The sequence below is a fragment of the Bacillus sp. FSL M8-0063 genome (assembly GCF_038005545.1).
Taxonomy (GTDB): Bacteria; Bacillota; Bacilli; order Bacillales; family Bacillaceae_G; genus Bacillus_A; species Bacillus_A wiedmannii.
This window is the reverse complement of sequence record NZ_JBBOTJ010000001.1, coordinates 846,129-864,579: the sequence shown is the minus strand read 5'-3', so window position 1 is coordinate 864,579 and position 18,451 is coordinate 846,129. Positions and strand designations below refer to the sequence as shown.

Sequence of the window (18,451 nt, the reverse complement as noted above, 5' to 3'; positions counted from 1 at the left end):
CTCCTCTACTGTCAATTCTGTCTATTTACTATATGAACAACTCTTTATTTCCGTTCCCTCATTCTTTTAAACTCCGCTTTTTCTCGTATTATGAAAATATATTATTCTCCTATAAAGTATCCTGTAATCGTTTCAATGATTGCTGCTGCTCCTGCAATAGCTAATAATGCAAGTAACGGCTCTGCAACGATAGGAATCCAATTATATAAAACTAATAAAAAAGCACTAACCCATACACCTGTACACCAATAACAGCTTAATAATTCTCCAATCCACTTTCTTAATCCTTCACCTTTTACTTTTGTAAAAGTTGATACACTTCCATCCGGCTCTGTAATCTCTAATTCATCAATAAACGGTCTTCGCAAAAAAGCTGTAATTTTATCATAAACAATTAAACGGGTGAGCCTAAAAGCAGCTAACGCGAAAATGAAAAATAAAAGCCAACTTGTAAACAGCATGATTCCACCTTCCCTTATCTTCTTTCGCCTATTTAAAAAAAAAGCTCTTGAGATTGTGACCAAATCTCCTCGACTCCAATATCTTATTAATGTAAATACAAACAAGAAGATAAGGAGTGACATTAATGAGTTGTAACGAAAATAAACACCATGGCTCTTCTCATTGTGTAGTTGACGTTGTAAAATTCATCAATGAATTACAAGATTGTTCTACAACAACGTGTGGATCTGGTTGTGAAATCCCATTTTTAGGAGCACACAATAGTGCTTCAGTAGCAAATACACGCCCTTTTATTTTATACACAAAAACTGGAGAACCTTTTGAAGCATTTGCACCAACTGCAAGCCTTTCAAGCTGCCGATCTCCAATTTTCCGTGTGGAAAGTGTAGATGATGATAGCTGTGCTGTATTACGTGTATTAACTGTAGTATTAGGTGATACTTCTCCTGTACCACCTGATAATGATCCAATTTGTACGTTTTTAGCTGTACCAAATGCAAGATTAGTATCGACTAACACTTGTCTTACTGTTGATTTAAGCTGCTTCTGTGCGATTCAGTGCTTACGCGACGTTTCTATCTAATAAGTGAAGTAAACTAAAAAACTATTGGGGTGGTAGAAGATTTCTACCACCTTTACATATTTAAAAGCCGGCCATACTAATCGATTGGATATCATCTATAGACAACTTAATATCTCTCATACTATTTTGCGGCATAATGGATACAATGCCATTACGATACGATATGATTGATCCAATATAAGAAACTGTAGCCGTTTTTATTCTGCACCTTACTTTCGGAATGTAATGAGGACGGTTTAATAAGAAATGAATTTTCTCATCATTATTCATATCCTTAAATGATTTATTATACGGAACAGTTCTCACTGGCTCTTGCTGTTCTTGTACTTGTTCCTCTTCTTCTATTTTTTCTTCTACTTGTTCTTCTTGTTGCTCTTCTTGTTGTTGTTCTATTACTTCTTCCACAGCACTACTTACAGCATTTTCGTTTCTATTACTGCGCTCTTTTCGATCCTCATTTTCAAAGTTTGTTAAGATAATCCTTTTTATTTTCGGTGCAGCAAGTTCCAAATTTACTTGCGCAATATATAACAACGGTTTTCCAACTGTTGAACTTTTATTTTTATTCTTCACACTCGTCCCTCCCACTTCCATACGTAGCTGAATAAATCGTGTACTATTATAGTTATATTCATAACGTGGTAAGAACTTTCGTTAAAAATCATTCTTTCTAAGAACAAATAAAAAGGACAATCTCAACATTTAGAGATTGTCCTTTAAAAATGAAAATTATATTTATCCTAGGATATGATACCCTGAATCAACGTGAATGTTTTCTCCTGTTACGCCGCGTGCTAAATCACTGAATAAGAATACTGCTGTATCGCCAACTTCTTCTGGAGTTGTTGTACGACGAAGTGGTGCGCGCTCCTCAATTTCTCTTAAGATTGAGTTAAAGTCGCCTACACCTTTTGCAGACAACGTACGAATTGGTCCTGCAGAAATAGCGTTAACGCGAATGCCGTGTTGACCTAAATCGTTAGCTAAATATTTCACGCTCGCTTCTAATGAAGCTTTCGCAACACCCATTACGTTATAATTTTTCACAACGCGCTCGCCGCCAAGGTATGTTAACGTTAAAATATTTCCGCCTTCTGTCATTACTTTCTTCGCTTCTCTTGCTACAGCTGTTAAAGAGAATGCACTAATATTTTGTGCAAGTAAAAATCCATCGCGAGAAGTATCTACAAATTCACCTTTTAAATCATCACGATTTGCAAAAGCAATACAGTGTGCAACACCGTGAATTGTACCAACCTCTTGCTTAATTGTTTCAAAGCAAGCTGTAAGTTCTTCATCATTTGTTACATCACAAGGTAATACAAGTGATTCTTGTCCTTCTAATGTGTCCGCTAATTCACGAACGTTTCTTTCTAAACGTTCTCCTGCATATGTGAATATTAATTTTGCACCTGCATTATGCAAAGAGCGAGCAATTCCCCACGCAATACTTCTTTGGTTCGCAACGCCCATAACAACAAATGTTTTCCCTTGTAATAGTTCCATGATATATCCTCCCAGAATTGCTTATACTTGTTATTAGTACCTGATACTATAATTATAGTACCATAAAACCTCTTAAAGGCAAACAAAAAAGTCATTAACTTAAATTTTGTTAATGACTTTTTGTTTCTATAAAAAACCGCTCTAATCCTTCTTCCCAAGAAGGCATTTGTGAAAAACCATTTAATCGTAGCATGTTATGTTGAAAAACAGAATATTTTGGTCTCGCTGCCGCTGCTCCAAATTCTTCAGTTGAAACTGGTAATACATTCACTTTCATATTTGCATACGCAAATATTTTTTTTGCAAATTCAAACCAAGAACATGAGCCTCTATTTGATACATGATACGTACCATATAAAGAAGTATGAATGAGCTTATTAATCATCACATTTAAATCCGCCACATAAGTAGGAGAGCCGATTTGATCCGCTACAACAGACACTTCTGTCCTGTCTTTCCCTAATCGCATCATCGTTTTCACAAAATTATTTCCATGCTTACCATATAACCACGATGTGCGAACGATAAAATATTTATTATGTAACTCTTTGACGAACTGCTCTCCTGCATACTTAGAAGCTCCGTATATATTTATTGGCGACGGATTCTGAAATTCATCATACCCTTCCGGTCTGTCGCCCTGAAATACATAATCGGTACTAATATAAACTAACTTTGCCCCTACTAATTGTGAAGCAACCGCTACATTTCGAGCTCCTATTGCATTTATTACATAAGCAAGATCTTGTTCTTTCTCAGCATGATCAACCTTCGTATACGCTGCACAATGAATAATTATGTGTGGCCTTACTTCTTGTACCACTTGCTGCATTTGGGATATATTTGTTATATCTAGTAACTTTTTATCAAATGGATATATGTCATATTCTTCAGGATTTAACTCTTCTTGTAGTTGCTTTCCTAATTGACCGTTTGCTCCCGTTATGATAAGCCGTTCTTTCATTTCTATGCCCCTTACTTTTCTTTTAGTGGTGTCCACCATTCTATATGATGTTCATACCATTCCACAGTTTCTTTTAGCCCCTGTTCAAACGTATACTGCGGTTCCCACCCAAGCTCATTCTTCATCTTTTGTGCATCAATCGCATAACGACGATCATGCCCTAAACGGTCTGTAACATACGCAATATCTTCTTTCGTTTTTCCTAAGAGAGAGATAATTTGTTCCACAACATCTAAATTCGTTTTTTCATTATTTCCACCTATATTATATACTTCTCCTATACGTCCCTTATGCAGAACAACGTCAATCGCACTACAATGATCCGTTACATGTAACCAATCTCTTACATTTAATCCATCGCCATATAACGGTAGTTTTTTTCCTTCCAGCGCATTCGTAACCATTAATGGAATTAATTTTTCAGGATATTGATACGGCCCATAGTTATTGGAGCAACGCGTTACTATAACTGGTAATTGATATGTTTTATAATAAGATAAAGCTATCATGTCGGCGCTCGCCTTGCTTGAAGAGTATGGACTATTTGGAGCTAATGGGGTTTCCTCGGTAAATCGCCCTGTTTTCCCTAAAGAGCCGTACACCTCATCTGTTGATACTTGCACGAGTTTGATATGTGGATATTTTTTTACTAATTCTAATAAGGTGACTGTCCCAATTACATTTGTATCATAAAAAGGGATCGGATTTTCAATACTACGGTCCACATGTGATTCAGCTGCGAAATTTACAATCACATGGACGTCTCGCTCTTTTATGACATGCTCTAGCAGCTCTCCATTTTGAATTTCCCCTTTTACAAAAGAGTAATTCGGATGCCCTTGAAGAGGCTTCACGTTATTTAAATTCCCGCTATATGTTAATGCATCGAAATTAATAATTTTATATGTTTCATATCTTTGTAACATGTAATGAACAAAATTACTTCCAATAAATCCGGCCCCACCTGTTACTAATATATTCATATAACAACTCTCCTACTCAAAAGCTATCTTCACATTCCTGAAGTAACGGTAATATTCGATCTTTATCAGACAAAATAGGACTTGTTACCGGCCATGGAATTGCTAATTCTTTATCGCTCCAAAGTAACCCTGAGTCATGCTCGGCGCTATAATATTCATCTACTTTATACATAACAATCGTATGCGGAACAAGTGTACAAAAACCATGTGCAAATCCTTTTGGCACTAATAATTGCCGGTAATTATCTGCACTTAAAATATATCCTCTCCACTGTTGAAACGTTGGGGAATCTTTTCGTAAATCGACGATAACGTCATAGATTGCTCCTTGCATAACTTGAATAAGTTTCGTTTGTGCTTTCGGATTTTTTTGAAAGTGTAATCCCCGAATCGTTCCCGACCTAGCTGAATAAGATACGTTATCCTGTACAAATGAATAAGTAATCCCTAATGTTTCTAGCACCTTCTTATTATAACTTTCTGTAAAAAAGCCACGCTCATCTCCAAATAACCTCGGTTCTAACAATTTTGCGTCGGTAAAGTTTGTTTCTACAACTTTCATATTCTCACCTATTCTCCGTTAAACTGTTTCCCAAAGTTTATATCCCTCGCTAACGTATTCGCCTTTTGAAGAGAAACATGAGTTCCCGCATCTGTCCACCAACCGCTCATTTCATTATAAGTAAGTACCCCTCGTTTTAAATACCAATTATTAATATCTGTAATTTCAAGTTCTCCCCTTGCGGAAGGTTTTAATTCTTTTATATAAGAAAAAACTTTCGAATCATACAAATAAATCCCTGTAACTGCATAGGAACTTTTCGGCTCTTTCGGTTTTTCTTCAATTTCAATTATTTTTCGGTTTTGAATATTTGCTACACCAAATCTCTCCGGATCATCTACAGATTGTAGCAGTACTTTCGCACCCTCTTTTTGACTTGCAAACTCTTCAACATACGGACGAATATCATCAGAAAAGATATTATCGCCTAATATAACTACCATACGATCGTTCCCGACGAAACTCTCACAGAGCCCTAATGCTTGTGCAATTCCGCCAGCCTTATCTTGCACACGATACGTAAAAGACACACCAAACTCTTGACCGCTCCCTAAAAAACTAACAACATCTCCCATATGTTCTTTACCTGTAATAATCATAATATCTGTAATTTCGCATTGTTTTAGCTTATATACCGCATGATATATCATTGGATAACGTCCAACAGGAAGCAAGTGTTTATTCGTTACTTTCGTTATAGGATATAATCTCGATCCAGTTCCACCTGCTAAAATAATTCCTTTCATCCTGCATCTCTCCCTTATGATGGAGATAGTATATCTTTGTAATGTTCTACAAACACTTTCCGATCCTTCTCATATGTATCCGCATCAAACTCATCCCCGTTGTAGTGAATACACCATAAATTTGCTTGATTAGGGATACCAATTAAATAACCCGCCTTTTGAAATTCTAAAGACTGCGACACATCATAAAAGTGGAATCCTTGAAACAAGTCTTCTCGCCACGGAATATCATATTGTGTGGCCATTAATAATCCATCAATTGCTTGAACTGACATAAATGATTGATTCCCATAAAACAGCTGATCTAAATTTAATAATTGATAATTCTGTCTTCTGTACTCAATCACTTTCCCGACCAAATTTTTCCCTTCCCACCATATCCCGTTACTCGGTAAAAACTGAGCACCAGCTACGCCAATTAAACCAAGTTTTTCGTTATCTTTAAAAAGTGAAATGAGTGTATAAAACATCTCACGATTAATAAGATAAGTATCTTGATGTATATAAACCTTATACTTCGCGGGATATGAAAGTGCTCGGTTATATGCACTTGCCATACTTTTCGCATCTCGTATCGGAAAAATTTGTACGACATAACCAGGGGGAACAAAAAGGTTTCTTATTTGTCTCTCACATTGTTCAAATAGCTCTTCATTATTTATACAAACAACGACTAATATTGTATGATCTTTCATTTTGTAGCCCCTCTATTCGTCTTGATTTACATCTGACATATAGTGCTCCACAAATATTTTTCTATACTTTTCATAGTTTGTCATATTCACATCAATATGATAATGAATGCACCACGCATCACGCTGTACAGGAACCCCAACTGTATAGCCTGCTTTTCTAAATTCAAATGATTGAGACACATCATAATAGTCAAATCCATCAAACAAGTCTTCCCGCCACGGAATATCGTATTGCGTTGCCATTAATAATCCGTCAATACATTCAACTGGCATAAATGTTTTTGAGTCATGATACGGCTTTTCTTGACTCGCCATATAAAATAAATCATTCATATAACCAATGACTTTTCCAACAACTCCTCTGCCTACATTCCATATTCCATTTGGAGGAACATATTGGGCTCCAACCATACCAATCATTCCAAGATGTTCATGTTCCTGAAACAATTGAAGTAATCCATATAAAAATCCTACATTTACAATGAAAACATCTTGATGTATATACACTTTATATTTTGCTGGATGCGAAATTGCTTTATTATATCCACTCGTCATACTTTCTGCGTTTCGAATCGGCATAAATTGTATCGTATATCCTGGAGGAACTGGCAATTGTAATATATGTCGCGCACATTGTGCATACATTTTCCGATCATTTATACACGTAACAAATAATATTGTTTTATCTGCCGCACTCATAATTGTGATTTTTCTGCTTCAATAATATATTGAAATACAACCGTCTCAGCCATGAAGCCACTTCCAAGACGATATTTTTTACAAATTCCATATAATTCCTCAATAAGCGGTTCATACATTTTATGATCAACATATACACGATCTACTTTACTAATTGAATAGCCTGCTTTTAAAAACATTCGTAGCATTTCATTAAATGTAAAGAAACGAATATGTGTTTTATCTAATAAACCATATTCTGTATACGTCCAATTTCCAGCGAGTAGGGGCGCTAATACTGAAATGTGAGAAACGTTCGGGATACTAGCCAAAATTACACCATTTTGCTTTATATATGGTTTTACTTTTTCTATTACAGCCCACGGATCAAATAAATGCTCTAGTACGTCACCAAATATAACGCAATCAAATTGCTCCTCCTCATACGGCATATCCATTGTTTCTATATCACCTAAAACAACATGATCTAGTTTTTCTTTTGCTTGTTCTGCCGCCTCTTGGAATGCCTCAATTCCTGATACACGTGTGCCATTTTCTTTTATGGCAGCTCCCAATGCACCACTCGAGCAACCGATATCAAGAACTTCTTTCCATTCCTTTTTTATATGCTTTAATAAATTCGGATTCACTGCATTATAATAATGCCCGGACTTTTCTTCGTATAAAGAATTTTTTGGGGAATTCATTTTACACACTCCTTATGCAAATTGAATTTGAAATATAAATCTCATCTAAAGTCTATAGATGTAACCAGTACTGGTTACATTGCCGATACTTTACTATATAGCCAATCTATTAGAGTTAGAATCGTGCTACATCATTTCTAGAAAAACGCAACCTATAACGATTTATATTGTTTATCAAAAACACTCCGAAAATATTTACGGTTATATTCAATTGCAGCATTATTTGGAACATAAGAAGCTGCTAATTCATTGTAATAATAAGCTTTATCTTGCTCGCCTAACTTGCTATAACAAATACACATTTGTAAATAGGGAATCCATGTGTAGCTAGCTGGACTGTGAAAAGGACTCTCTGTTGCCATTGTCACTTCTGTTGCAAGTTTAAACCAAAAAATTGCTTCATTGTATTTTTGTTGATCCATATATATATATCCTATTCTTGTACAATTCTCTCCTCTAGGGACATCATACCGAAATGACTTTACACAAGATTCAACTGCCTTCTCCCACATTCCAAGCTTTGCATAGCAATCTCCTAATTTACCACATGCATAAATTTTCTCTTCATACCAACCTTCATCTTGATTAAGAAATGTTTTATAAAGTAAAACTGCATCATCATATTTTTGATTATCCATAGATTCATTCGCGTAATAAAACAAATCTCTCGGACTCAATTCTTCTCCAGCTGCTACAGCATCCTGAAAAATTTTCAAATTGCGGTTCGTTACTTTCTTTTCTTTTTTATGCGTAACCGCAACATTACTATTAAAAATCTCACCAAAAATAGCTAAATACTCATGCACCTTTCCAAACCATTGAAATTCTTTTTCACGCTTTACAAGCCGATATCTTTTTGTACAATATAAAGGTTTCCCATTAGAATCCATTACAAGATGATAAGGCATCGAAACAGCATCCACATTAGAATCTAATTCTTTTTTTAATAGCTTCAATGCCTCTTGAGCATCTTCTAATAACACATCATCAGCATCTAGCCATAATATATATTCTTGCGTTGCTTTTGAAAAAGAAAAATTTCTAGCTGCCGCAAAATCATTAATCCATGGAAAGTCATATATGTTAGAGGTATATTGAGCTACAATTTCTTTCGTTCGATCAATGGAACCTGTATCAACTATAATAATTTCATCAACGATTTTTTCTACTGCATCTAAACATCGACCGATTGTATCTTCCTCATCTCGAACAATCATACATAGACTAATTGTAATTCCTTGCTTGTTCAACATAATCACCCTCTTCCAAATCAATCATATGTTATACATACAATAAACTTTCCACTTTTTTAACTTGCACAAGCAGTTTAAGATTTCTTTTCAATAATTCAAATGTCCGTGTCATTTTCTTCCGGTTTTGCATCTACTATATAATGAACGCTTTATGGAGGTGAATTTATGTCAAATAATAATTATTCAGATGGATTAAATCCCGATGAATCTTTATCAGCTAGTGCATTTGACCCTAATCTTGTAGGACCAACATTACCACCAATACCACCGTTTACCCTTCCTACCGGGCCGACTGGACCGACTGGACCAACTGGGCCGACTGGGCCAACTGTACCAACTGGACCTTCTGGACCGACTGGACCAACTGGGCCGACTGGACCGACTGGGCCGACTGGGCCGACTGGACCGACTGGACCGACTGGACCGACTGGGCTAACTGGACCGACTGGGCTAACTGGACCGACTGGACCGACTGGACCGACTGGACCGACTGGGCTAACTGGTGCTACTGGGCCGACTGGACCGACTGGACCGACTGGGCCGACTGGGCCAACTGGGCCAACTGGGCCAACTGGGCCAACTGGGCCAACTGGTGCTACTGGACCGACTGGCGCTACCGGACCGACTGGACCAACTGGGCCAACTGGGCCAACTGGGCCGACTGGGCCTTCTGGCTTAGGACTTCCAGCAGGATTGTATGCCTTTAACTCAGCTACAGTTTCTTTAGCTCTTGGAATTAATGATCCAGTACCATTTAATACCGTTGGATCTCAGTTTGGTACAGCAATTTCTCAAATGGATGCCGATACTTTCGTAATTAGTGAAACTGGTTTCTATAAAATTACTGTTATTGCTTATACAGCGGCAGTAAGTTTATTAGGAAGTCTTGGAATTCAAGTTAATGGAGTTAATGTACCAGGTGCGGGCACAAGCTTAATTTCACTTGGAGCTCCTATCGTTATCCAAGCCATTACACAAATTACTACAACACCATCACTCGTTGAAGCAATTGTTACAGGAATTGGATTATCACTAGCTCTTGGTACAAGTGCATCAATTATTATTGAAAAAATCGCTTAATTTTGTACTTAGCAGTAAAACTGATATCAGTTTTACTGCTTTTTCATTATTAAATTCAATCATTAAATCTTTCTTTTCTACATAGTCATAATGTTGTATGACATTCCGCGGGAGGCACTTATATGGAAAATAAATCAGCTGTTCAGCTTTATCTTGAGCTATTAAAGAAAACAATTTTATTTGAAATATGGTTAGAATACGAACCATACTTACCTGCTTCGTTACATATATCTAAAGAGCTATCCTATGAACCAGTTACAGTTCCGCTTCCTTTATTTCTCAAGCAATACGTAGAAAATCACAATTTGAAAATCGTTGATCCTAACGTTTCAAAAAGTGAGCGTCAAGGTGGAAAGGATTGGCCAAGAGCAGCACACAGTATGGTTGGTCGAAAACGTATGAATCAATTACATGAGGCTATGGAAACTGTTGTAAGGGAAAATATAGAAGGTGATTTTATTGAAACTGGTGTATGGCGCGGAGGATCATGCATTTTTATGAATGGTTTTTTACAAGCAAACAACATTACGGATCGTACTGTGTGGGTTGCCGATTCGTTTGAAGGTCTGCCAGCACCTAACTTAGAACAATATCCGAAAGATTACGGTGATTATTTACACACATTCGATTACTTACGGGTTTCTTTAGAAACAGTACAAGAAAACTTTAGAAAATACGATTTATTAAATGATCAGGTGAAATTTTTAAAGGGTTGGTTTAAAGATACATTGCCTTCAGCACCGGTAGAAAAAATTGCAATTGCTCGCCTTGATGGTGATATGTACGAATCAACGATGGATAGTCTTGTAAACTTATACGATAAAGTTTCAACAGGTGGCTATATTATTATTGATGATTACGGATTGGTAACATGTGCAGAGGCTGTAATTGATTTCAGAAAGGAAAGAAACTTACAAGCTCCTATTACTAAAATTGATGATTTCGGTATTTATTGGCGAAAAGAATAGAATATAACTTTATTTTTTGAGGGGTCCTATTACACTACTTATTTATAAAAACTAATTGTGTAAAGTTCCCCTCACTATAAATGATTAACTTATATATACAATAGAAATCCCCTACTTTACTACAAGGACGGAGTGAATGTATGAACGAAAACGAGAAAAAAATCACATTAATTCCACCACCAGAACTCGTTCAATATGTAGGTGGTAATTTTGAAGAAGTTGGAAAAGAGTTTATGCAGTATTTTATTGAAATTGGCAATTTAAAATCAAATGAAACAGTGTTAGATGTAGGCTGCGGCATTGGCCGAATGGCGGTTCCATTAATGAACTATTTAAGCGATGAAGGTACTTATTATGGATTTGACTTATTCAATGCGGGAATTACATGGTGCAAAAATAACATTTCTACACGCCGTAACAATTTCCATTTTGAACATGTCGATATATATAATCAATTCTACAATCCCGATGGAAAAGAAGATGCTTCCCAATACAAGTTTCCATATGAAGATGAATCATTCGATTTTATTTTTTTAACGTCTGTATTTACCCATCTCCTTCCGAAAGAATTAGAACATTACGTATGCGAGATCGCACGAGTTCTGAAAAAAGATGGGAGATGTTTTATTACTTTCTTTTTAATTAACCCTGAATCATCCTATTATTTAAATGCAGGACTAAGTACGTTAGGTTTTTATCATCAAATTGACAATTGTTATGTTCTAAATAAAGATATCCCTAATTTCGCAGTTGCCTATCCTGAGGAAGATATTCGTACCCTATTAAATAAATATGGGCTAGAAATACAGTCCCCCCCTCATTATGGTTCATGGTGTAGCAGAACTGAACACACAAGTTATCAAGATATTATTCTTACACAAAAAACTTCTGAAAGGTAGTTGTATATGAATAATATAAAAAATCCGCCTCTCGTTTCCATCCTTATTCCCACCTATAATCGACCACATTATTTTAAAATTGCTTTAGAAAGTGCATTAGCACAAACGTATTCAAATATTGAAATTATTGTAGGGGACGATAGTACAAATAATGAAACAGAAAAATTAATATACAGACATTATTTACATAAGCATAAACATATAACATACATTCGAAATGCCTCTACTCTAGGACAATTTCATAACGCCCTTATGCTCTTAGAACAGTCAAATGGAGAGTACATAAATTTCTTAATGGACGATGATACATTTTATAATAATAAAATCGAAAAAATGATGTTTTATTTCCAACAAGACCTCAATAAAAATCTCGCACTTATCACATCCTATCGCACTTGGATTGATGATAATGGAGATATAATTGAACAACATCCCTCCATGAAAAAATTATATGAGGAAGATACTCTACTAAATGGGAAAGATTTTGGAAACCGTATGCTTATGGCAGGACAAAATATTATCGGTGAGCCTACAATCGTACTCTTTAGAAAAAGCCTATTAACGGAACCTTTCGGCACTTTAAATGGCAGAAAATATGGTTGTAGTGTTGATATGGCCTCTTGGATAAGTTTACTTTCAAAAGGTGATGCAATGTATATAACTGAGCCCTTAAGTTCATTCCGTCTCCATACTGGACAGCAAGTACGTCACAAATTCCTTGAGGGCTGTGAAGATTTTTCTCAGCTCGTTTTAACCTCGAAAAAGTATGGTTTCTTACAAGACGCCAAGTATTATAAAAAAGGTTTGATAAGAGCTTACGGATGGTATAAAAATGCGACCAAATTTTACGATCTATTTCCAAACCTCATTCCAGATAAAAATACACATGCACGACTTTCTTATTGTTTAAATATCATTACAAAAGAGCTCCGTGCAATATAGTCCATCACAAGGGAGGAGCTATTCCTTCCTCGTGATGTATGACTTCCCACAAATAGTGGAATAAATGTATGCATAGTCTGCTTGTATATTATTTTTATCATGAAATGATCCATATACTTACTAGGCAATAGAAAGGAATACATACATTGAAAGATCCAAATTCTCAATATCAAATAGACTACGTATTACTATTCATCTTATTTGCCATTGGGACTGTTAGTTGCTTTGCAATTGCAAGTGCACAAGCCTCTTTACCACCATTTTTGCAAAGCGTAAATTTTGTATTAAAGCAAATCCAATGGTACTTCATTGGATTTATAGCCATTGGTATGATTATGATTATTGATTTCGATCGTTATCAAAAAATTGCTTGGTATTTATATAGCTTTGCATTGGTACTACTTATTGGACTAGAACTTCAAGTACCAGGTGCTGTTACAATAAAAGGTGCTACCGCTTGGTACAGGCTTCCCGGCCTCGGAAATTTCCAGCCGTCTGAAATTATGAAATTGTTTTTAATTATCGTCACTGGACGAATTATAGCAAATCACAATGAGAAATATTTTTTCCGGACAATACACGGCGATTTTTTATTACTCGGAAAAATATGTGCAACGAGTTTGCCACCCCTACTACTTATTGCAAAGGAACCTGATTTAGGAAACACAATGGTAATTTCAGCTATGCTCGCAGCAATGATACTAGTTTCTGGTATACGTTGGCGGTTTATTTTCGGATTAGTTTCCGGTATCTTTGCTGCTGGCGTTACATTAACGTATATTTTTTTTACTCATACAAAATTCTTTAAAGCACACATTTTACAAGAATATCAACTAAATCGCTTCTACGGCTGGTTAGCGCCATACAAATATGATGCACAAGGCTATCAATTAAGACAAGCTTTCTTAGCTACTGGATCAGGGGAAATGCAAGGAAAAGGTTGGGAAAATGGACAAGTATACTTTCCAGAACCACATACAGATTTTATTTTCACCAATGTCGCTGAGCAATTCGGATTTTTAGGCGCAAGTGTCATTATTTCACTTTTTTTCTTACTTATTTTCCGCATGATTCATATAGCTTTAGAAAGTAATGACCCTTTCGGTAGTTACATCTGTGCTGGTACAATCGGAATGTTTACTTTTCAAGTATTTCAAAATATCGGGATGACCATCGGATTACTACCTATTACAGGAATCACATTGCCCCTTATGAGCTACGGAGGAAGTTCCTTACTCACATACATGATAGCGCTTGGATTCGTTTTAAACGTTCGCTCAAGAACGAAAATCTTTATGTTTAAATGACGTACAAAAACAGTATATTTTTATCTCTATCCTTTTTTAGATATACTAATGAAAAATATGGTGGAGGTTTAAATATGAAATTTGACATTATAGGGGATATTCATGGATGCTTTCAAGAGTTTCAAGATTTAACGACGAAACTCGGATACAACTGGAATAGTGACCTGCCGTTTCACCCTGACCAACGTAAGCTTGCATTTGTTGGTGATATTACAGATCGCGGCCCTCATTCATTACGTATGATTGAAATTGTATGGGAACTTGTCATAAATAAAAAAATAGCTTATTACGCTCCGGGAAATCACTGTAATAAACTATACCGTTTTTTCCTTGGGCGTAATGTGACAATCGCTCATGGACTCGAAACAACTGTTGCCGAATATGAAGCACTGCCTTCTCATAAACAAAACATTATAAAAGAAAAATTCATCACACTTTATGAGCAATCCCCTTTATATCACGTACTCGATGAGAAAAGGTTAATTGTATGTCACGCTGGAATTCGGCAAGATTACATAGGAAGACAAGATAAAAAAGTACAAACCTTTGTATTATATGGCGATATTACAGGAGAAAAACATGCTGACGGCTCTCCTGTCCGTCGCGACTGGGCAAAAGAATATAAAGGAAAAGCTTGGATTGTATATGGACATACACCCGTTAAAGAACCTCGCTTCGTAAATCATACAGTCAATATTGACACTGGCGCTGTATTTGGTGGCAAACTAACCGGACTACGTTACCCTGAGATGGAAACCGTGTCCGTCCCTTCCTCCCTGTCTTTTGTCCCTGAAAAATTTCGCCCAATTTCATGACTATCCTTATTTCAGATACCATTCACAAATTACGAGGATTACCGTATCATTTAGGCTGTTCTCCTATAAAAACTAGGTAAAGTAATTAAAAAAAGATGCAATAAAGTGCATCTTTTTTTAATTACACGGCATATACTGTCGCAGGAGGTGACAGAATGAAGAAAAAATCTTCTAAACAAAAAAGAAAATGCCCGCCTTTTTATCTACCCATGTACGGAATTAACAACTGGTGCAGCATTCGAGCTGCAGCTTTAGAAGAACCGGACGGACAAGGGGCTTCCCCCAAAAACAAAGCTAAACCAAAATATGTCTCTTTAGAAAATGCTGTAATGAGCCGCATAATCGATAATAGAAAAACAAAGATGCAGCAAAAAAATAAACCTCTCTCTACTCACCCTGAACAGATTGTGCCTTCTGAGCAAACAGAGAAAAATACAGAAGAAGACATCCCTGTAGCAATTAATAAAAAAGCAGAATCAGAAATTCCAGCTGCTATTATAAATCAAGTGAAAAAAATGAGAGAAGCATTAGCACCATCCAATGATATACAAACAGAAAAAACGATCATAATTCAAACTCCTACACCTGAAAATACAAAAGTAAAAAAAGGCGGACGGTATGCACATGCAGAGGGGCTTCACTCTAATGCAGAGGGTACAGCTTCACATTCAGAAGGGCTTCTTACACACGCAAAAGCTTCTTTCTCTCATGCGGAAGGATCAAAAACGAAAGCAACTGGACATAGTTCCCATAGTGAAGGAAGTGAAACGACAGCAGGTGGCTCTTATTCTCATGCAGAAGGTAAACATACAATCGCTTTAGGCGAAGCAGCACATGCAGAAGGAACCGCGACTATCGCTAACGGATTCTCTTCTCATGCGGAAGGTAATCATACATCAACAGCTCATTTTGCGGGTAGCCATATTATGGGGCGCTTCGGCATAGCAGAAGAATCTTATTCTTGGTTTATTGCAAACGGCACAAATGAAACCGATCATAATATCGGTGCAAAGTGGCTTGCTCATAATGGGGAAATGTATATTGATGGCGCTTCTTACAATGCAAGTGGAACTGATTTTGCACAAATGTTTGAAACAGCAGACAATCATTTTATTGATGTAGGTTATTTCGTTACATTTAGTAGCGAAGAAAAAATTCGGATCGCTACTTCAAATGATTCATTCATTTTAGGAATATCTAGTGCAACCCCTGCCCTTATAGGAAATAGCGGTGCTTTAAGTTGGCAAAAACGCTATAAAACAGATAACTTTGGAAAACGCCAATATGTACGTACGGAATCGCAAGACATACAACCTCTTTTAAATACAGAATGGGATCCAACTTGCAAATATATAGCAAGAAAAGATCGTACCGAGTGGCTTCCTGTCGGATTAATTGGACAAATGTTAGTACGCGATGACGGCACTTGCGAAACGCATGGATATTGTCGTCCAAATAACGATGGCATTGCTACAAAATCCGAAAGTGGCTTTTTCGTTATAAAGCGCACGGGTGAAAATCAAATTTTAATATTATTCCGCTAAGAAAAAAGGGAACAAAATTCTTCGTTACATAAGAATTTTGTTCCCTTTTTAAGTATGCCTTAATACCTCTTCCATATCGCTTGGAATCGTTGTAGTGAAAGACATTTCCTTCTCTAAAATAGGATGATAAAACGTCAAAGATGTACTATGAAGTGCTTGACGTTTTATCACATCTCTTCGTCCTCCATATAAATCATCACCAAGTAACGGGTGGCCTATATGAGCCATATGTACACGAATTTGATGCGTTCTTCCGGTCTCAAGCTCAAGTGATACATGTGTCTTATGATTGGCGCTATCCATCATTCTAAAATGAGTAACTGCTCTTTGCCCATTTTCACAAACGGTTCGCTCAATAATGCTATCCGATTTTCGTCCAATCGGTGCATCAATCGTTCCTTCTCGTTCTATCATCTCACCGTGAACAATTGCTTCATATGTTCTTTTCACAGCTTTTTGTTGATGCTGTTTCGATAAAAGATGATGCACGAAACGATTTTTTGCAATAAGCATAAGCCCTGAAGTATCACGATCTAATCTTGTTACGATGTGCACCGTACTTGCAAGATGCTGCTTATCATAATAAGATAAGAGCGCATTCGCAACACTCCCTGCCGGATGTTCTCTAGACGGAATCGTTGACATGTTCGCCTCTTTGTTTATGACAAGAACCGCATCATCTTCATATACAATACTTAAAAGGATATCTTCTTTAATCATCCCTTCACTTCTTTCTTCCACTGGAAAAAAGACACGTAATTCTTCACCAGCTTGCAACTGATGACGAACACTCGCATGTTGATTATTTACTTCAATAGCTCCGCCGCGAAATTTTATATCCGTTAAGGCGGCTTTAGAAATCCCTTTTGTTTTTAAAAATTCTCTAACTAAAGTTCCCTCTTCAGCCGATTCTATATCCCATTTCAATGTAAATCTGTTCAAATATATAAACCCTTTCTATTTATCTGCAACAAACGAGTCACGAACTCGTTTCCAGAACGGGAATGGACGGAAACGAACAAATCGTACTTTCTCGTTTGCAACGCGATACTGGATTGATTTCACATCTTGATGAACCATCGTTAAATGGTCCACCGTAATTTGTAAGTTCATTCCTGCAGCCGGCTTCAACACACATGTATGATGCTTCGGCAATACGAGTGGCGAGCCTACAGTACGAAACACACGGTTATTAATAGATGCCATTTCTGCAATTTGAATCGCTTCAATAGAAGGGTGAATAATCGCTCCGCCAAGCGCCTTATTATACGCAGTACTTCCCGAAGGAGTAGAAATACAAAGACCATCTCCGCGGAACGTTTCAAAGTACTCTCCGCGTATTTCTACTTCTGTTACTAATGTACCTTCTGCACTTTTTACAGTTGCTTCATTCATCGCCAAATACTGTGATTCTTTACTCCCATTCACATAGCGAATAATCACTTCTAAAAGCGGATATTCCACCACTTGGAATGGTGTTTTAGCAATTGCAATTACTAATTTCTCTACTTCTGTCGGTAACCAATCTGCATAGAAACCTAAATGCCCTGTATGTACACCAACAAATGCTGTTTCATCCAATCGATTATAATAACGATGAAACGCGTATAAAAGCGTTCCATCTCCCCCAACAGAAATTACAATATCGGGTTCCTTTTCATCCATTATAAATCCAAAATCTAGCAAGTATTCTTTCATCGTGCTTGCCAGTGTATCTGATGATTGATCTCCCTTTGACATAATTGTAAATTTCATCG

General features: G+C 36.7%; 21 protein-coding genes. 8 read left to right on the top strand and 13 right to left on the bottom strand.

Annotation, left to right across the window (positions count from 1 at the left end; translation table 11 throughout):
* Nucleotides 1-101 precede the first annotated feature (101 nt).
* A complete protein-coding gene (locus MKX31_RS04380; protein WP_340980124.1) occupies nt 102-461 on the bottom strand; it encodes a DUF1360 domain-containing protein in 360 nt (119 codons plus the stop codon).
* 125 nt (nt 462-586) lie between these two features.
* On the opposite strand from MKX31_RS04380, the gene exsY reads away from it, so the two are divergent.
* A complete protein-coding gene (gene exsY / locus MKX31_RS04375; RefSeq protein WP_001277728.1) occupies nt 587-1,045 on the top strand; it encodes an exosporium assembly protein ExsY in 459 nt (152 codons plus the stop codon).
* Nucleotides 1,046-1,105: 60 nt separating this feature from the next.
* Here exsY and MKX31_RS04370 read toward each other — a convergent pair whose 3' ends face one another.
* From MKX31_RS04370 to MKX31_RS04325, 10 genes are all read right to left on the bottom strand, one after another.
* The gene (locus MKX31_RS04370; protein ID WP_064476796.1) at nt 1,106-1,639 is read right to left on the bottom strand and encodes a spore coat CotO family protein; all 534 of its coding nucleotides are present in this window, start codon (nt 1,637-1,639) and stop codon (nt 1,106-1,108) included.
* Nucleotides 1,640-1,780: 141 nt separating this feature from the next.
* Nucleotides 1,781-2,551 carry an enoyl-ACP reductase FabI gene (gene fabI / locus MKX31_RS04365; protein ID WP_000421885.1) on the bottom strand — a complete coding sequence of 257 codons (771 nt, stop codon included), beginning with the start codon at nt 2,549-2,551 and terminating at the stop codon, nt 1,781-1,783.
* 109 nt (nt 2,552-2,660) lie between these two features.
* The gene (gene rfbD, locus MKX31_RS04360) at nt 2,661-3,515 is read right to left on the bottom strand and encodes a dTDP-4-dehydrorhamnose reductase (protein WP_000664550.1); all 855 of its coding nucleotides are present in this window, start codon (nt 3,513-3,515) and stop codon (nt 2,661-2,663) included.
* 11 nt (nt 3,516-3,526) lie between these two features.
* Nucleotides 3,527-4,498, bottom strand: a complete 972-nt coding sequence (gene rfbB / locus MKX31_RS04355; RefSeq protein WP_064476797.1) for a dTDP-glucose 4,6-dehydratase — start codon at nt 4,496-4,498, stop codon at nt 3,527-3,529.
* 16 nt (nt 4,499-4,514) lie between these two features.
* Nucleotides 4,515-5,060: a dTDP-4-dehydrorhamnose 3,5-epimerase gene (gene rfbC, locus MKX31_RS04350; RefSeq protein WP_088048331.1), complete on the bottom strand. Its 546-nt coding sequence runs from the start codon at nt 5,058-5,060 to the stop codon at nt 4,515-4,517.
* Between the two features lie 8 nt (nt 5,061-5,068).
* On the bottom strand, nt 5,069-5,806 hold the full coding sequence (locus MKX31_RS04345) for a sugar phosphate nucleotidyltransferase (protein ID WP_000676179.1): 738 nt from the start codon (nt 5,804-5,806) through the stop codon (nt 5,069-5,071).
* 14 nt (nt 5,807-5,820) lie between these two features.
* On the bottom strand, nt 5,821-6,501 hold the full coding sequence (locus MKX31_RS04340) for a glycosyltransferase family protein (protein WP_000651513.1): 681 nt from the start codon (nt 6,499-6,501) through the stop codon (nt 5,821-5,823).
* Between the two features lie 12 nt (nt 6,502-6,513).
* Nucleotides 6,514-7,200, bottom strand: coding sequence for a glycosyltransferase family protein (locus MKX31_RS04335; protein WP_064476799.1), 687 nt, complete (start codon nt 7,198-7,200; stop codon nt 6,514-6,516).
* Nucleotides 7,197-7,886 (bottom strand): class I SAM-dependent methyltransferase, encoded by a 690-nt coding sequence (locus tag MKX31_RS04330; protein WP_001087871.1) that lies wholly within the window; start codon nt 7,884-7,886, stop codon nt 7,197-7,199. The genes MKX31_RS04335 and MKX31_RS04330 overlap by 4 nt, the downstream gene beginning before the upstream one ends.
* Nucleotides 7,887-8,038: 152 nt before the next feature.
* Nucleotides 8,039-9,139, bottom strand: a complete 1,101-nt coding sequence (locus tag MKX31_RS04325) for a glycosyltransferase (protein WP_000932898.1) — start codon at nt 9,137-9,139, stop codon at nt 8,039-8,041.
* A gap of 165 nt (nt 9,140-9,304) precedes the next feature.
* Between MKX31_RS04325 and MKX31_RS04320 the strand changes: the two genes are divergently transcribed.
* From MKX31_RS04320 to MKX31_RS04290, 7 genes are all read left to right on the top strand, one after another.
* A complete protein-coding gene (locus tag MKX31_RS04320) occupies nt 9,305-10,219 on the top strand; it encodes a BclA C-terminal domain-containing protein (protein WP_340980115.1) in 915 nt (304 codons plus the stop codon).
* 122 nt (nt 10,220-10,341) lie between these two features.
* Nucleotides 10,342-11,187 carry a TylF/MycF family methyltransferase gene (locus MKX31_RS04315; RefSeq protein ID WP_064476801.1) on the top strand — a complete coding sequence of 282 codons (846 nt, stop codon included), beginning with the start codon at nt 10,342-10,344 and terminating at the stop codon, nt 11,185-11,187.
* Between the two features lie 140 nt (nt 11,188-11,327).
* Nucleotides 11,328-12,086: a class I SAM-dependent methyltransferase gene (locus MKX31_RS04310; RefSeq protein WP_088057605.1), complete on the top strand. Its 759-nt coding sequence runs from the start codon at nt 11,328-11,330 to the stop codon at nt 12,084-12,086.
* A 6-nt stretch (nt 12,087-12,092) separates the two neighbouring features.
* Nucleotides 12,093-13,028, top strand: a complete 936-nt coding sequence (locus MKX31_RS04305; protein WP_088048328.1) for a glycosyltransferase family 2 protein — start codon at nt 12,093-12,095, stop codon at nt 13,026-13,028.
* 146 nt (nt 13,029-13,174) lie between these two features.
* A complete protein-coding gene (locus tag MKX31_RS04300; RefSeq protein WP_064476804.1) occupies nt 13,175-14,335 on the top strand; it encodes an FtsW/RodA/SpoVE family cell cycle protein in 1,161 nt (386 codons plus the stop codon).
* A gap of 74 nt (nt 14,336-14,409) precedes the next feature.
* Nucleotides 14,410-15,150 carry a bis(5'-nucleosyl)-tetraphosphatase PrpE gene (gene prpE, locus MKX31_RS04295; protein WP_064476805.1) on the top strand — a complete coding sequence of 247 codons (741 nt, stop codon included), beginning with the start codon at nt 14,410-14,412 and terminating at the stop codon, nt 15,148-15,150.
* Between the two features lie 155 nt (nt 15,151-15,305).
* Complete coding sequence (locus tag MKX31_RS04290; RefSeq protein WP_064476806.1) at nt 15,306-16,694, top strand: peptidase G2 autoproteolytic cleavage domain-containing protein; 1,389 nt, start codon at nt 15,306-15,308, stop codon at nt 16,692-16,694.
* 48 nt (nt 16,695-16,742) lie between these two features.
* Here the strand turns inward: MKX31_RS04290 and MKX31_RS04285 are convergent, their stop codons facing one another.
* A complete protein-coding gene (locus MKX31_RS04285) occupies nt 16,743-17,636 on the bottom strand; it encodes an RluA family pseudouridine synthase (protein WP_088048327.1) in 894 nt (297 codons plus the stop codon).
* Between the two features lie 15 nt (nt 17,637-17,651).
* Entirely contained in the window at nt 17,652-18,449 is a 798-nt protein-coding gene (locus MKX31_RS04280; RefSeq protein ID WP_000673190.1) for an NAD kinase, read from the bottom strand.
* Nucleotides 18,450-18,451: the final 2 nt, after the last annotated feature.

Coding starts and splice junctions, on each gene's coding strand:
- rfbD (WP_000664550.1), bottom strand. CDS start 3,515: ATGAAAGAACGGCTTATCATAACGGGAGCAAACGGTCAATTAGGAAAG.
- MKX31_RS04310 (WP_088057605.1), top strand. CDS start 11,328: ATGAACGAAAACGAGAAAAAAATCACATTAATTCCACCACCAGAACTC.
- MKX31_RS04315 (WP_064476801.1), top strand. CDS start 10,342: ATGGAAAATAAATCAGCTGTTCAGCTTTATCTTGAGCTATTAAAGAAA.
- MKX31_RS04380 (WP_340980124.1), bottom strand. CDS start 461: ATGCTGTTTACAAGTTGGCTTTTATTTTTCATTTTCGCGTTAGCTGCT.
- MKX31_RS04280 (WP_000673190.1), bottom strand. CDS start 18,449: ATGAAATTTACAATTATGTCAAAGGGAGATCAATCATCAGATACACTG.
- MKX31_RS04345 (WP_000676179.1), bottom strand. CDS start 5,806: ATGAAAGGAATTATTTTAGCAGGTGGAACTGGATCGAGATTATATCCT.
- MKX31_RS04330 (WP_001087871.1), bottom strand. CDS start 7,886: ATGAATTCCCCAAAAAATTCTTTATACGAAGAAAAGTCCGGGCATTAT.
- MKX31_RS04340 (WP_000651513.1), bottom strand. CDS start 6,501: ATGAAAGATCATACAATATTAGTCGTTGTTTGTATAAATAATGAAGAG.
- MKX31_RS04290 (WP_064476806.1), top strand. CDS start 15,306: ATGAAGAAAAAATCTTCTAAACAAAAAAGAAAATGCCCGCCTTTTTAT.
- exsY (WP_001277728.1), top strand. CDS start 587: ATGAGTTGTAACGAAAATAAACACCATGGCTCTTCTCATTGTGTAGTT.
- fabI (WP_000421885.1), bottom strand. CDS start 2,551: ATGGAACTATTACAAGGGAAAACATTTGTTGTTATGGGCGTTGCGAAC.
- MKX31_RS04320 (WP_340980115.1), top strand. CDS start 9,305: ATGTCAAATAATAATTATTCAGATGGATTAAATCCCGATGAATCTTTA.
- rfbB (WP_064476797.1), bottom strand. CDS start 4,498: ATGAATATATTAGTAACAGGTGGGGCCGGATTTATTGGAAGTAATTTT.
- rfbC (WP_088048331.1), bottom strand. CDS start 5,060: ATGAAAGTTGTAGAAACAAACTTTACCGACGCAAAATTGTTAGAACCG.
- MKX31_RS04305 (WP_088048328.1), top strand. CDS start 12,093: ATGAATAATATAAAAAATCCGCCTCTCGTTTCCATCCTTATTCCCACC.
- MKX31_RS04370 (WP_064476796.1), bottom strand. CDS start 1,639: ATGGAAGTGGGAGGGACGAGTGTGAAGAATAAAAATAAAAGTTCAACA.
- prpE (WP_064476805.1), top strand. CDS start 14,410: ATGAAATTTGACATTATAGGGGATATTCATGGATGCTTTCAAGAGTTT.
- MKX31_RS04325 (WP_000932898.1), bottom strand. CDS start 9,139: ATGTTGAACAAGCAAGGAATTACAATTAGTCTATGTATGATTGTTCGA.
- MKX31_RS04335 (WP_064476799.1), bottom strand. CDS start 7,200: ATGAGTGCGGCAGATAAAACAATATTATTTGTTACGTGTATAAATGAT.